Below are 13066 nucleotides of genomic sequence, written 5' to 3'. Positions count from 1 at the left end.
TTTTTGAAAAATAATTGCTTTTATAACTTTTTAATTTTAAATAGGTTATAAAATAATGTTGTTTTTAATTCATTTTTTTTGCCCAAAAGCTTGTTTTGAACTTAACTTTCTTTTTATATTTGCACCAGCAATGCGAAAGTAGCTCAGTTGGTAGAGCTCCAGCCTTCCAAGCTGGTTGTCGCGAGTTCGAGCCTCGTCTTTCGCTCTAAAAAACCGGAACTTTAAAGTGTTTCGGTTTTTTTATCAAACTTAAATATTTTTTTATTTTTGTTTTTAGATTTAAAAAAAATATTTATATTTGCACCCTGTTAATGCGAAAGTAGCTCAGTTGGTAGAGCTCCAGCCTTCCAAGCTGGTTGTCGCGAGTTCGAGCCTCGTCTTTCGCTCTTCAAAAGCCTCAAACATTGTTTGAGGCTTTTTTGTGTTTATTGTTTTTTTAATCATATAAGTAATGTAAGGAAGTTTTTAGCTAAACTTGGTTTGAAATGAACTTTATATTACTTATATGGTGATAAAAATTACTTTAGATTGCTCAGGTCGCTCTCACTTTCTAATTCAACCGGCGTTTCGTTTTGTTTGAACAAACGAGCTTTCAGATTTCCTTTCAAGGTAATTTTTTCGCCCTTTACCTCAAGCCAGCTTCCTTCTCTTAAGCCTAAAACCGGAATAGAATTAAAAGCATGAAATTCTTTGATTCTAGTTTCGCGTGTTTCGCCCATGTGCTGAGAATTAGTGTCAGGATCTAAATAATGCGGATTTAAATTAAATGAAATTAATCCTAAAGTCTGAAAACTTGGCGGGTAGATAATAGGCATATCGTTGGTAGTCTGCATAGACAAACCACAGATGTTGCTTCCCGCGCTGGTTCCTAAATACGGAGTTCCGCTTTTTACTTTTTCGGCAAGTGCCTGCATAATTTTATGCTTGTATAATTGCGTTACAAGCAAAAAAGTGTTTCCTCCTCCAGTAAAAAAGCCTTCTGCATTTTGTATGGCTTCTTCGGGATTTTCGAATTCGTGAAGGCCGCGAAGATTAATATTGATAGAATCAAAAGCTTCTGCTGCTTTTTTAGTGTATTCATCATGTGAAATCCCGCCTGGACGTGCATAAGGAATAAATATAACGTTTTTGCGGTTTTTAAAATGTGTTTCAAGTACAGGTAGTAAATACTCTAAATAGTTGCCGCCATGCAGTGTAGATGTGCTGGCGATGATAATGCTTTTCATAATTTTTTAACTCATATTCTGTGGGTTAAAGGTATGAAAAAACTCTCTTTTGAAATCTCTTAGCCAGAGTTTAATTAACATATTTTTACCAACTCCTTAATATTAAATTTGGAACACATTAGGATATTTTTACTTTTTCAATAATTTTCTAATTTTTTCATTTTGACAAAGAATATAGTATTTTTTTTGGTGGCTGTTATCAGTCAGAATTCCTGGTCGCAAAATCAAGAACGTTCTGTTATCAATGGGAAAATAAAAGCAAATACCAATGATCTCGAAGGAGTTTATGTGGTAAATGCCCAAACGGAAGTTATGGTCACTACAGATGCTGCCGGAGCTTTTTCTATTCAGGCAAAACCAAATGATACACTGGTTTTTTCATCGATCCAGTTTAAAGAAAGCCGAATTGTGCTGACATCTGAAAATTTTACCGATTTGAATTTCACGGTACGCTTAAATCTTGTAATGCATCAGTTGCAGGAAGTAGTGGTGAGAAGGTATGATAATATAAATGCAGTTTCATTAGGAATAGTTCCTGCGGGACAAAAAACATATACCGAGGCTGAAAGAAAATTGCACACTGCAACGGCATTAAATGCAGAAGCAAATGCAAACGGAATGGTGGGAGGTTCTATTTCTGCAGATCCGCTTTTTAACTTTTTTTCTGGACGTACAGCTATGTTGAAAAAAGAAGTAGAAGTAGAGAAAAAAGAGTTTTTTATGAAGCTGTTGGAAAAAATGTTTAGCTGGGAACATTTTGTTGAGCGGTTAAAAATTCCTGAGGAATATGTAAAAGGCTTTGAGTATTATGCAGTCGAAAATGATAAATTTACCACGATTTTAAATTCTAAAAATAAAACTTCAACCGAATTTTTGCTGGGAGAACTGGCTGTAAAATACAAAGAAATAATAGCAAGTGAGGCAAAATAATACGCTCTATATAATCTTATTCCTGTTTTTTGTTCAAATGTTTTTTGGGCAGAATGCTGTTCCCAAGCAGATAACTGGGCAGATTTATGAAAAATCTACTTCTGTCGACGGAGTAAATATTATTAATAATACAACACAAGTTTCTACGATTTCTGATTCTGAAGGTAAATTTACTATAGCTGCAAATGAAGGAGATGTTCTGGTGTTTTCTGCAGTAAATCTAGAGCCTCTTAAACGCAGAATTTCTGTTGAAGATCTTAATACAACAGTTTTAGTGATAAAAATGACAGCCAAAGAAATTGAATTAAAAGAAGTGGTTGTAAATGATAATATGGGAATTACAGCCGAAAACTTAGGAATAGTGCCTCGCGGACAAAAAACGTATACGCCCGCAGAACGAAAAGTCTATACCGCTACTTCTACATCGGTAGATAAGGTTTTAAATGCTATTTCCGGCAGAACATCAATGTTGAAAAAAGAAATAAATGTAGAGAAAAAAGAGATGTTGTTTAAGAAACTTGAATATCTCTTTGATGAGAATTATTACACCGAAAGATTGAAAATTCCTGCAGATGATATCAAAGGATTTCAGTTATATTGTGTGGATGATGCCGAATTTGCCGTATCTTTGAATACAAAGAACAAAACAATGAGTATGTTTTTGATCACAGATTTAGCCAGAAAATATCTAATTATTCTCGAAAATGAAAAATAAACTAGGAGTATTCATTGTTTGCCTGTTTTGTCAAATAATGTTCGGACAAAATGAATTAAGAAAGCCTCTGCACGGTCAGGTTACTAATCAATCACTTGCGATAGAAAGTGGTTATGTAATGAATATAAATGCCAAATCAAGAACTTTTATTGGTCCCGGCGGACTGTTTGATATATTGGCTAAGCCAAAAGACACATTGTTGTTTACAGGTTTAGCGTTTCAATCAAAAAAGATTGTTTTAACAGAGAAGGACTGTTCTCAGATTTTGTTCTCAGTTACTTTGGATTTGGTTAGCAATGAGCTGAAAGAGGTTTTGGTTAAAAAAGACCTGAAAGTAAAATCGCTTGATAAAAATACACAGAAATATGTAGACATGCAGTTTGAAGATGATAAGCAGTCTACAGCTAAAAATACAGTAATGTATTCTGATCAAACCATTAAATATGGAACTGATTTCGTGCGACTGTTTAAAGATTTGAAAAAGCTGCTTTCTAAAAATGATAATGTCAAGGAAGAAGTGATTACAGATATGGCTTTTGTAGAGTATTCAAAAGCAAATTTCAAAACTGATTTTTATACCAAAACTCTTGGTTTGAAAGAAGATGAAATTGATTTGTTTTTAATGTACTGTTCAAATGATCCAGAATCTAAAAGACATGTTAATCCAGATCAGAAGTTTGAATTGATTGATTTCTTAATCAATAAAAACAAAGAATTTAAATTAGTGAATGCCCAGCAGTAATGAAAAAAATATTGATTTATCCTTTCATAGGGATATTGTTTTTGTCACTTTCAGCTTTTGCATTTCATAAGTTTTATGTTGCAGTTTTTCAGGTTGAATATGCGGCCGAAAAAAAGATGGTTCAGATAACCTCCCGTATTTTTATCGATGATTTGAATAACGGACTGGAAAAAAAGTATCATAAAAAAACTTTCGTAGGTACAGAAAGAGAAACTACGGCCGATGCTGATTTGCTGAAAAAATACCTTTCAGAAAATTTTTCTATAAAAATAAACGGTCAGGCAAAACCAATTACATTTCTTTCTAAAGAAGTAGAAGGTGATGTGCTGATCTGTTATTCTCGAATTAAGGATATTGATAAATTCAAGAACATTGAAATCTCAAATTCGATACTTTTGGACTGGAATAATGATCAGCAAAATATTACACATATTTCAGCATTCGGTACCAAAAAGACGGTTCTCTTTACGGAATCTTCAAGGAAAGAATTGTTAAAGTATTAATTAATAAGTCAAATTAATATTTTAATTGTTATTTTCACACCCGACTAAAATTACCATTTATATTTTATGAAAAAACTTTCATTATTATTACTTTTTCCTGCAATACTAATTGCTCAGGAAAAAACTACTGCACCAAGACAGCAGGGCAAATACGATACAAACAAATTCAGCCAGATGTATGATTTGCTGGCAACTCCAAACATGTTTCGTACTGCTTCTGGAGCACCAGGACCAGCATATTATCAACAACAAGCAGATTATAAAATTGATGTTGAATTAGATGATAAAAATTCAAAATTAAGTGGTTCTGAAACGATTACGTATTCTAATAATTCACCAGATAGTTTAGAGTATTTATGGGTTCAATTAGATCAGAATCAAGCGCGAGCAAATGGACAGACTTCTCTTGCTGAAGGAGAAAAAATAAGTCAGGTACTGCCTCTTGAAGGTTTTTCAACTAAATACTTAAAAAAAGATTTAGAAAGAGGATTTAATATTGAGCAGGTTAAAGATGCTAAAGGAAATCCATTATCGTATACCATCAACGAAACGATGATGCGTATTAATCTTGCTTCACCTTTAAAACCGGGAGAAAAGATTTCATTTTCTATCAAATGGTGGTACAACATCAATAATTACAGAAAAGAAGGCGGACGTTCAGGTTATGAATTGTTCGAAAAAGACGGTAATAAATTATATGTAATTGCCCAGTTTTATCCAAGAATGGCAGTTTATAACGATGTTGAAGGATGGCAGAATATGCAATTCTGGGGAAGCGGTGAGTTTGCACTTCCTTTTGGAAACTTCGATGTAAATATTACAGTTCCTGCAGATCACGTTATTGATGCTACGGGAGAATTAACGAATAGAAGCGAAGTGTTTACAGCAGAACAGGTAAAACGTTACGAACAAGCTCAGAAATCATTTGACAAACCCGTTGTAATTGTAACACAAGCTGAAGCTGAAGCTGCTGAAAAAGGTTTTTCTGAAAAGAAAAAAACATGGAAGTTTAGTGCTAAAAATGTTCGTGATTTCGGAATTGCTTCTTCAAGAAAATTCATTTACGATGCAATGGCTGTGAAAATTGGAAACAGAACTGTTATGGCAGAATCTGTATATCCAAAAGAAGCAAATCCGCTTTGGGGAGAAACTTCTACTATGGTTGTAGCGCATACTTTAAAAAGTTATTCCGCACATACTTTTGATTATCCTTATCCAAAAGCCGTTTCTGTTTCTGCTGAAGATCAGGGAATGGAATATCCAATGATTTGCTGGAATTATGGTCGCCCAGATGAAAACGGTGTAACTAGCAAAGAAGTTAAAAATGGAATGATTGGAGTAATTATTCACGAAGTTGGGCATACTTTCTTCCCAATGATTGTAAACTCTGATGAGCGTCAGTGGACTTGGATGGATGAAGGTTTGAATTCATTTTTAGAATATCTTGCTGAACAAGAATTAGATCCAACTTTTCCATCAAGACGCGGACCAGCGAAAAACATTGTTCCTTATATGAGTGGTGATCAAAAATTCTTAGAGCCAATTATGTCCAACTCTGAAACCATTCACCAATTTGGTAATAATGCTTACGGAAAACCAGCTACAGGACTTAATATTTTAAGAGAAGTAGTAATGGGAAGAGAATTGTTTGATTATGCATTTAGAACGTATGCAAACAGATGGAAATTCAAACACCCAACGCCTGAGGATTTCTTCAGAACCATGGAAGATGCTTCTGCAGTTGATTTAGATTGGTTTTTTAGAGGTTGGTTTTATTCAACAGATTTTGTAGATATTGGAATTAAAGATGTAAAACAATATTATGTTTCTGAATCTCCTACAGCAGATATTAAAGATGTTAAAGTGAGAAAAGGAAGATTCGGTTTTGAAAAAGGACCTTTTGTTTACTTGGTTTCTGGGGATAATCCAGAAGTAAATGCTTCTAAGAAAAAAGCATTAAAAGTTGAAGACATTAAGCCGTTGGCTGATTATGTAGACCAGACTTTTACAGCTGAAGAAAAAGCAAGTATAAAATCGCCTAAATATTTCTACGAAGTTGAATTTGACAAACCAGGCGGAATGATTATGCCGATTTTAGTTGAAATCACGTATGAAGATGGTACAAAAGATAATTACCAATATCCAGCACAAATATGGAGAAAAGGAAACGAATCTGCTAAGAAAGTATACGCTACTACAAAAGCTATAAAAAGTATTCAGATCGATCCAAAATTGATGACAGCTGATATTGATGTAACGAATAATTCATGGCCAAAAGTTGAACAAAAATCAAAATTTGACTAGGAACAAACTAAAAGACTCTGAAAAGAGTCTTTTTTTTTTAAGGAAATTTTAAAACTGTAAGCATCAAAATTTAATATCTTTGTGACCACACAAAAATAAAAGATATGTTCGGTATAGGAGGAGGAGAATTAGTTTTCATACTATTTATAGTGCTTATGCTTTTTGGTTCTGATAAAGTGCCGGAGATTGCACGTACAATGGGTAAAGCTATGGCTCAGTTAAAAAATGCGACTAACGATATTAAAAGCGAAATTCAAAAAGGAGCTGAGGCTAATGGTCTTGATACAAAATCTTTGAACAGCTTAACGGGCAATATCAACGCCGAAATCGAAAGTGCAAAATCAAACTTATTGGGTGACACTAATAATTTGCTGGGCGATACTGCAACTGAAATTGATAAAGTAAAAGAAGATATCGATTCTCTTACAGGACCTATAAAACGCCAGAGATAATATGCTTGAAAAAATACAAGAATTAGATGCTAGTTTACTGGTATATCTAAATGGTCTGGGTTCTGAAACATATGATAAAGTATGGCTGATTATTACCAATCAGTTGTATTGGACTCCGTTTTTCTTATTACTGTTCTACCTTATCTATAAAAAAATAGGAGGAAAGCAGACCTTGTATTTATTGCTTTTTATAGCTGTTTTAATCGCATTTACAGATCAGACTTGTAATTTATTCAAACACACTTTTCAGCGATTACGACCATGTAATGATCCAAATTTGAATTCCATTATCCGAGTGGTTCAGGTTAGAAAATCGTTTAGCTTTTTCTCTGGACACGCTGCTAATACTATGGCGGTTGCGACGTTTTTATTCTTGGTTTTAAAACGTCATTTCAAATATTTAGGATTCTTATTTTTGTGGCCTTTAATCTTCGCTTACAGCCGAATTTATTTAGGGTTGCATTTTCCTGGAGATATTCTTGCTGGATATTTCTTCGGAGCTCTTTTTGGTTTCCTTATTTATTTAGTGTATCGAAAGTTGAAACCACTTTATTTCCCGGGATAGGTTCTTTTTTTAAGGTGCTAAGGAGCTTAGGTTCTAAGTTTTTTTTCTTAATTCTGAAGGATCGTTTTTTCACTCCATTCTAGCCCGTTTGGAAGATTTTGTCTGCTGAATTCAATATGAATAACTCGTCTTCGTTCATTATTCGTGGTTTTATTGGATGCATGAAATAACAGCGGTTTCATAATCATAATACCACCTTTTTCAACTTCACAAATTGTTTCTTTCTCGCTTTCAAAATTAAGTTTTTCAATTCTTAAAATCCCTTTAGAATGAGAATTGTTGATCACTTTTAAAGCTCCGTTTTCTTTTGTGGTTTTGTCGATATGAATTCTGATCGTGAAATTGTTTTGTAAAATCTCCGTAGGAGGCTGAACTGCAAATTGATTTTGTTTTACAGTCCAGTTTTCGAAATTCTCTGTTTGAATTTTTTTCTCAACAGAAATCGTCAAATCCTGATGATAAGCTACAAACCAATTTGATTTTTCGGGTTTGTCAAAATAAATTGATTTTGTTATGAAATAACCTTTTCCAAAATTAGTTTCAATAATATCCTGTAATTTTTGATTAAAAATATAAGGTAAAGTTTCAGGGATTTCTTTGTGAAATTGTCTGATAGCGAATAAATCCTGAGATTTTCTGAAAGTATTATTTTCTGGATTGTCTGCGGTTTTATTTTCAATCAATGAAATTATATTTTGAATTTCATTTTCAGTAAAAACATTGTTTAGTATTGAAAAACCTTCGCTGTCTATCTGGGTTGAATAATTCATTTTTAATTAGGTAAGTAGTAAAAGAAAAATCTTAGCAATTAAGTAGGTTAGAATTTAGTATCTTAAAAAACTAAAGCACTCTGCTTACAGTAAGCCCATCACGAATAGGCAATAAGACCGTTTCTACTCTTGGATCTTCTTTTAAAAGTTTATTGTACTCCAGAAGTACTTGTGTGCTTACGTCATTTGGATGAACTGGTTCCAGAATTTTACCACTCCATAACACATTATCTGATAAAATAATTCCGCCTTTATTCATTTTCGGAACAATCATTTCCCAGTAATTGAGATAGTTTTCTTTATCAGCATCAATAAAAACCAGATCAAATTTTAAATCTAAATCTGGAATGATGTTTACAGCTTCTCCGAGATGCTGAAAAATTTGATTTCCCCAAGGAGAAGCATCAAAATATTTTCTCTGAAAATCTACTAATTCTTCTTTTATGTCAATGGTGTGTAATTGTCCATTTTCCTGCATTCCTTCACATAAACATAAAGCGGCATAACCAGTATAAGTCCCGATTTCAAGAATATTCACCGGTCGAATAAGTTTAGATAACATGCTTAATACACGCCCTTGAAAATGTCCGCTGAGCATTCGCGGAAGCAAAATCTTTTGATAGGTTTCTTTATTAAGTTTTGCGAGTAATTCTGGTTCGTTTTCAGAATGCTGTTCGATGTAATCTTCTAGTTCTTGTGATATAAAATGCATGGTGTAGTATCTTGTAATTATGAAGGCAAAAATACAAAAATATAAACTCGTTTTTAGGCATAAAAAAACCATTCGTTTTGCGAATGGTTCCTGCTTTTTAATTAAAATGAAAATTATTTTTTCAATGCTTCATTAACTTCTTTTGCTGTTTTTACAGTTCCGTCTTTAGCGGCTTTAGCAGCATTTTCTACTTTTTCTGCTCCTTTTTTAGTAGCATCTTTTACATCAGCAGCTGCTTTTTTAGTAGCGTCCTTTACATCTTGAACTGCTCCTTCTGATGCAGCTTTTGCTTTTGCGGCCGCGCCTTCAGCTTTACTAACAGCACTGTCTTTTGCTTCTTGAATATCTGTAGTCAACGAGTCAACTTTGTTTCCAAGAGTTAATTCTTCATCAGCTGGTTTTGTTTCTTTCTTGTCGCAAGATTGTACCCCAAATGCTAATAAAGCAACCACAGCTAAGCTTAAAATTTGTTTTTTCATAATGAATTGTCTTTTTAGGTTATCAAAAATTTAAAAGGTTATAAAGTGGAATAATAAAAATACAAATTTTTAAAATTACGCGCGATCTGTAAGATTATTTTTCTTCTGACAGTAAGACAATTCTCATGCCAAAAAAATCAATTTTGAAATATGAAATGAAATATTTTTTAGAAAAGACTTTTAATTTTTATATAAACTAAAATTAATAACAATGTCGTCTTTAACTTTAATAAGGCCAGCCATTTTTACTGGTGGTTCCAGGTCTATATCAGAGAATTTAAGATTAAGTGTTCCCTGAATTTTATCATCTGAATTGTATAAAATGAAATCTTTGTATTTGAGTGTTTTGTCTGTGATGCAAAAGTTGAGTCTGCATTTGTAATTTTTACCGCTTGGTTTTACATCAGAAATACAAACTGTGCTGTTGGGGAATTTTTTCACCTTGACCGTACCTTGTAAATCTTTGGTCATAATTTTATTACCGCAATCAAAGTTAGACATTTTAATTTCGGTATTAAAAGCATTCTTTTTAGTTGAATTTATGTATAGCGTATCTGTTGTAAAAAAGGTATTTGAGCAATTGTATTTGCCAACAGTAGATGCTCCCGTAATTTCTATTTTTATTTTATTTATTACTAGAGCTGTATCTTCTGCTAAAAAAGTGGGTTTAGCACTTTCTAGTAAAAAGAACATTGCTAAACCCATCATTATTATTTGAAATCTTTTAAACATTTTATTAGAATGAAATTACTGCTTCAAACATCAGTCCTTTAAAACTGCCGCCAAAAAGGTCGTTTGGAGTGGTTCCATTAAATTGACCGAAGTTTTTATAATTTTGATCTACATATTCAAGTTTTGCTAAAACGTTTCTGGTCATGAACCATCCGGCTGCAGCTTCAAATCTGTTGATCTGAATATTTTGAGCGTTAGCATTTGCTAATTTTCCATCCACTAAATTGTATTTTCCGCCTACATAAAATCTTTCATTTTCTCCAAAACGATATATAAGATCACCCACATATTGGTTTACTTTACGAGTATCATCTGTTCCTTTATAATCACCGCCAGAAGTAAATTCTAATGTTCCAAAGAATTCTAAACCTCTATATTTGATAAAAGGGTTTACCATGTATGATGTGGCCCAGTTCCCATAATTAGGATTAAATCTTCCTGTATCTTTGTTTGCAGTTGGGTCAAAGTTATTGGCAACGCTGCTCAAAGTTGCACCAGTTGCTGGATCGATAATGTTATAGTCTGAGTGGCTCATTACTCCGTAAAAACGGCTTCCTGCTCTATCAGAAGCGTATAAATTACCGCTTGAGTTGGCTGTATGATAATAAGAACCTGTTACTCTAATTCTCAAATCGTCGTTGATTTGTTTGTCCCAACCTAATTTTGCAAGTATGGAAGGGCTGATTGTTGTGTTATTGTCTGGTTTTGTTGGTGTAGCCGCTGATGGTACAACCTCTTGAACATTTTGGTTTAATTTAGAGTTAGTAACTCCAATCATACTTACAAAACCTGATCTGTTATAGTAAATTTCAGCACCCATTTCCGTAATAAAAGCATCCATGATATTGTTTCCCACAAACGGATTCATAAACGCATTACCGTTATCAGATCTTCTAAAGTGAGCATCACCATAGTTGTTTTCCATCTGACCAATTTTAATGGTTGTGTATTTCATGAAATCAGCAAGGAAATCTTTTTTGATGAAGTCTAACTTGTCGATTTGTAAATAACCGCCTTTTACCCATGTTTCGTTGTGGTGTCTAGATGCTAAGTACACATCTAAGTTCACACGTACACCATCGTATAACTGAGCGCCAATTGTAAAGTTGGCATTTGGGAGGTTAAAATTATTTGTTAGATTATTTAATCTGTAATTAGGAGCAGTAGCTAAGTTTTTTTGATCGTTAAACGAATTTACTGCCTGAAATTGAAGTGCAAATGCAGCACCCATGTCGACACTTAGTCCTTTAAAAGCAACAGTATCTTTTTTTACATCAAACTGATTGATACCTTTCTGGCTTCTTGGAATTTGATTTTGAATATGCCCAAAGCTAACTTGTGCATTGACAGCAAACGTACTGATTAAGGTTACGAATAGAATATAAATTTTCTTCATGGCTGTTATAGATTAAAGTTTAAATTAAATTTGATAGTTAGGTCTTGACCTGTTTTGATGGTTCCAAGCATTGCTGTTGGAGATTTCATTCCAAATTCTGTAAAAGTGATTTTGTTAGAACCTTGAAGGTTTAAGCCGTCTTTAGTAACTGTTGTTTTTACCGTTGTTTTGTACACTTTGCTTACGCCGGCAATCGTGTAAGTTCCAGTAAGTTCCCAAGTGCTTTCGTTTACTTTTTCAGCAGATTTTAGAACATACTTAATAGTTTTGTTTTTGTCTGTTTTTAGAGCTTCGTAAGCCACTTTATCCATGCTTTTTTTCTCGCTTTTTATGCTTTCGGCTAAAAGTGTTACTGATAATGATTCGATGTCAATCAGCTTAGAATTAGTAATGGTTAAGCTTGCTGTTCCAGTTCCTGAAGTTGATTTCATTTCCCAGTCATGTAATGTGGATGTGCCTGCAACCGTAAAATTAGATTTGTTGTCTAAAGTGTATGATTTTTGTGCTGTGGCGAATGAAGTCATTCCTAAGAAGGTAATTACAAACGCGAAGAATTTTACATTAGTTTTCATTTTTGTCATGTTTTTAGTATAAAAAATAAGTTAATAAGTAGGTCAAGTTTTTATTACTACTAAGAGTATTATTTTAACTTGAGTCAAAGGTCAGCCTATAAATCAGGATAATACATGATAAAAGTCATTGTTAAAATTTTATTAAATAGGTATTTAATAACTACAACGTTTTCATTTTTGCTGGAATCAATCTATTTGATAAAAAGGAATATGTTTTTTTGTCAAATTGATGTATTACTGTTTTTTCTTGAATAAAAAAAGAGGGACTAAAAGTCCCTCCGAGAAATGGTTTTATGTTAGAATCTAGCTCAGGATAATATTAAAGATAACGGTTAAATCTTTTCCTGCTTTTACAACTCCAAGAGCAGCTTTTGGGGGTGTCATTTCAAAATCACCAAAAGTAATCTGATTAGAACCCTGTAAAATAAAAGTTCCTTTGCTTGCCGTTACTTTTACCTGAGTTTTGTATTCTTTACTTACGCCAGCAATAGTATAAACTCCTGTAAGCGTCCAAGTGTTGTCGTCTATCCTCTCTGCAGATTTTAAAACGTATTCGATATTTTTATGAGTTTCGGTGTCTAAAGCTTCGTAGGCTACTTGATCCATGCTTGATTTGTAACTTTTTAAACTTTCTGCTAATAATGTAATGGATAAACTGTTTATCCCAGCCAGTTTAGAATCTTTAACGATTAGTACAGCAGTCCCGTTTCCTTCAGTTGATTTCATTACCCAGTCGTGTACGGTAGAAGTTCCGGCTACTTCAAAAGTAGAGTTGGTATTTACGGTATACATTTGTTGTGCGTTTGTGTGTAATGATATTGTTGTAAAAATAACAGCCATTACAATAGATTTAATTGTTTTCATCTTAGGAATGTTTTTGGTTAATCTTAAATAAGGAAATCGTAATTCGATTAGTGGATGGAATTAAAAATTATCCTTATTTCTTGGATCAAATGTATTGCAGATCA

Annotated in this window: 15 protein-coding genes and 2 tRNA genes; 9 read left to right on the top strand and 8 right to left on the bottom strand. The window is 33.3% G+C overall.

The window, feature by feature from the left end:
- Window positions 1–132: 132 nt before the first annotated feature.
- Both J0383_RS06750 and J0383_RS06745 read left to right on the top strand, forming a co-directional pair.
- Window positions 133–205: transfer RNA gene (locus tag J0383_RS06750), tRNA-Gly, on the top strand.
- Between the two features lie 108 nt (window positions 206–313).
- Window positions 314–386, top strand: a tRNA-Gly gene (locus tag J0383_RS06745).
- Window positions 387–518: 132 nt separating this feature from the next.
- Here J0383_RS06745 and pepE read toward each other — a convergent pair.
- Window positions 519–1226 (bottom strand): dipeptidase PepE, encoded by a 708-nt coding sequence (gene pepE / locus J0383_RS06740; protein ID WP_207297657.1) that lies wholly within the window; start codon window positions 1224–1226, stop codon window positions 519–521.
- A gap of 162 nt (window positions 1227–1388) precedes the next feature.
- On the opposite strand from pepE, the gene J0383_RS06735 reads away from it, so the two are divergent.
- From J0383_RS06735 to J0383_RS06705, 7 genes are all read left to right on the top strand, one after another.
- Window positions 1389–2156, top strand: coding sequence for a carboxypeptidase-like regulatory domain-containing protein (locus J0383_RS06735; RefSeq protein ID WP_207297656.1), 768 nt, complete (start codon window positions 1389–1391; stop codon window positions 2154–2156).
- Window positions 2157–2193: 37 nt separating this feature from the next.
- Window positions 2194–2871, top strand: coding sequence for a carboxypeptidase-like regulatory domain-containing protein (locus J0383_RS06730; RefSeq protein ID WP_207297655.1), 678 nt, complete (start codon window positions 2194–2196; stop codon window positions 2869–2871).
- Window positions 2861–3613 (top strand): hypothetical protein, encoded by a 753-nt coding sequence (locus J0383_RS06725; protein ID WP_207297654.1) that lies wholly within the window; start codon window positions 2861–2863, stop codon window positions 3611–3613. The genes J0383_RS06730 and J0383_RS06725 overlap by 11 nt, the downstream gene beginning before the upstream one ends.
- Window positions 3613–4116, top strand: coding sequence for a DUF6702 family protein (locus J0383_RS06720; protein WP_207297653.1), 504 nt, complete (start codon window positions 3613–3615; stop codon window positions 4114–4116). Before J0383_RS06725 ends, J0383_RS06720 begins: the two co-directional genes overlap by 1 nt.
- Window positions 4117–4182: 66 nt before the next feature.
- Window positions 4183–6420: a M1 family metallopeptidase gene (locus J0383_RS06715; protein WP_207297652.1), complete on the top strand. Its 2238-nt coding sequence runs from the start codon at window positions 4183–4185 to the stop codon at window positions 6418–6420.
- A 104-nt stretch (window positions 6421–6524) separates the two neighbouring features.
- Window positions 6525–6872 carry a Sec-independent protein translocase subunit TatA/TatB gene (locus J0383_RS06710; protein ID WP_207297651.1) on the top strand — a complete coding sequence of 116 codons (348 nt, stop codon included), beginning with the start codon at window positions 6525–6527 and terminating at the stop codon, window positions 6870–6872.
- A 1-nt stretch (window position 6873) separates the two neighbouring features.
- A complete protein-coding gene (locus J0383_RS06705) occupies window positions 6874–7437 on the top strand; it encodes a phosphatase PAP2 family protein (RefSeq protein ID WP_207297650.1) in 564 nt (187 codons plus the stop codon).
- A 47-nt stretch (window positions 7438–7484) separates the two neighbouring features.
- On the opposite strand, the gene J0383_RS06700 is transcribed toward J0383_RS06705, so the two are convergent.
- From J0383_RS06700 to J0383_RS06670, 7 genes are all read right to left on the bottom strand, one after another.
- On the bottom strand, window positions 7485–8207 hold the full coding sequence (locus J0383_RS06700) for a phytanoyl-CoA dioxygenase family protein (protein ID WP_207297649.1): 723 nt from the start codon (window positions 8205–8207) through the stop codon (window positions 7485–7487).
- A 70-nt stretch (window positions 8208–8277) separates the two neighbouring features.
- Complete coding sequence (locus tag J0383_RS06695) at window positions 8278–8919, bottom strand: O-methyltransferase (protein WP_207297648.1); 642 nt, start codon at window positions 8917–8919, stop codon at window positions 8278–8280.
- Window positions 8920–9032: 113 nt separating this feature from the next.
- Entirely contained in the window at window positions 9033–9398 is a 366-nt protein-coding gene (locus J0383_RS06690) for a hypothetical protein (RefSeq protein ID WP_207297647.1), read from the bottom strand.
- Window positions 9399–9578: 180 nt separating this feature from the next.
- Window positions 9579–10130, bottom strand: coding sequence for a hypothetical protein (locus J0383_RS06685; RefSeq protein ID WP_207297646.1), 552 nt, complete (start codon window positions 10128–10130; stop codon window positions 9579–9581).
- A 4-nt stretch (window positions 10131–10134) separates the two neighbouring features.
- Window positions 10135–11526: a hypothetical protein gene (locus tag J0383_RS06680; RefSeq protein WP_207297645.1), complete on the bottom strand. Its 1392-nt coding sequence runs from the start codon at window positions 11524–11526 to the stop codon at window positions 10135–10137.
- A gap of 5 nt (window positions 11527–11531) precedes the next feature.
- A complete protein-coding gene (locus J0383_RS06675; RefSeq protein ID WP_239023267.1) occupies window positions 11532–12098 on the bottom strand; it encodes a YceI family protein in 567 nt (188 codons plus the stop codon).
- Between the two features lie 303 nt (window positions 12099–12401).
- Window positions 12402–12962, bottom strand: coding sequence for a YceI family protein (locus J0383_RS06670; RefSeq protein ID WP_207297643.1), 561 nt, complete (start codon window positions 12960–12962; stop codon window positions 12402–12404).
- Between the last annotated feature and the right edge of the window lie 104 nt (window positions 12963–13066).

The organism is Flavobacterium endoglycinae, assembly GCF_017352115.1.
GTDB lineage: Bacteria > Bacteroidota > Bacteroidia > Flavobacteriales > Flavobacteriaceae > Flavobacterium > Flavobacterium endoglycinae.
Note: the sequence above shows the minus strand (reverse complement) of the source record. Positions and strands in the feature narration are given on the sequence as shown.

Bases quoted from the DNA above. Each gene is read 5' to 3' on its own strand.
- J0383_RS06730 (WP_207297655.1), top strand. From the start codon at position 2,194: ATGTTTTTTGGGCAGAATGCTGTTCCCAAGCAGATAACTGGGCAGATT.
- J0383_RS06695 (WP_207297648.1), bottom strand. From the start codon at position 8,919: ATGCATTTTATATCACAAGAACTAGAAGATTACATCGAACAGCATTCT.
- J0383_RS06710 (WP_207297651.1), top strand. From the start codon at position 6,525: ATGTTCGGTATAGGAGGAGGAGAATTAGTTTTCATACTATTTATAGTG.
- J0383_RS06685 (WP_207297646.1), bottom strand. From the start codon at position 10,130: ATGTTTAAAAGATTTCAAATAATAATGATGGGTTTAGCAATGTTCTTT.
- J0383_RS06720 (WP_207297653.1), top strand. From the start codon at position 3,613: ATGAAAAAAATATTGATTTATCCTTTCATAGGGATATTGTTTTTGTCA.
- J0383_RS06680 (WP_207297645.1), bottom strand. From the start codon at position 11,526: ATGAAGAAAATTTATATTCTATTCGTAACCTTAATCAGTACGTTTGCT.
- J0383_RS06675 (WP_239023267.1), bottom strand. From the start codon at position 12,098: ATGAAAACTAATGTAAAATTCTTCGCGTTTGTAATTACCTTCTTAGGA.
- pepE (WP_207297657.1), bottom strand. From the start codon at position 1,226: ATGAAAAGCATTATCATCGCCAGCACATCTACACTGCATGGCGGCAAC.
- J0383_RS06690 (WP_207297647.1), bottom strand. From the start codon at position 9,398: ATGAAAAAACAAATTTTAAGCTTAGCTGTGGTTGCTTTATTAGCATTT.
- J0383_RS06715 (WP_207297652.1), top strand. From the start codon at position 4,183: ATGAAAAAACTTTCATTATTATTACTTTTTCCTGCAATACTAATTGCT.
- J0383_RS06700 (WP_207297649.1), bottom strand. From the start codon at position 8,207: ATGAATTATTCAACCCAGATAGACAGCGAAGGTTTTTCAATACTAAAC.
- J0383_RS06670 (WP_207297643.1), bottom strand. From the start codon at position 12,962: ATGAAAACAATTAAATCTATTGTAATGGCTGTTATTTTTACAACAATA.
- J0383_RS06705 (WP_207297650.1), top strand. From the start codon at position 6,874: ATGCTTGAAAAAATACAAGAATTAGATGCTAGTTTACTGGTATATCTA.
- J0383_RS06725 (WP_207297654.1), top strand. From the start codon at position 2,861: ATGAAAAATAAACTAGGAGTATTCATTGTTTGCCTGTTTTGTCAAATA.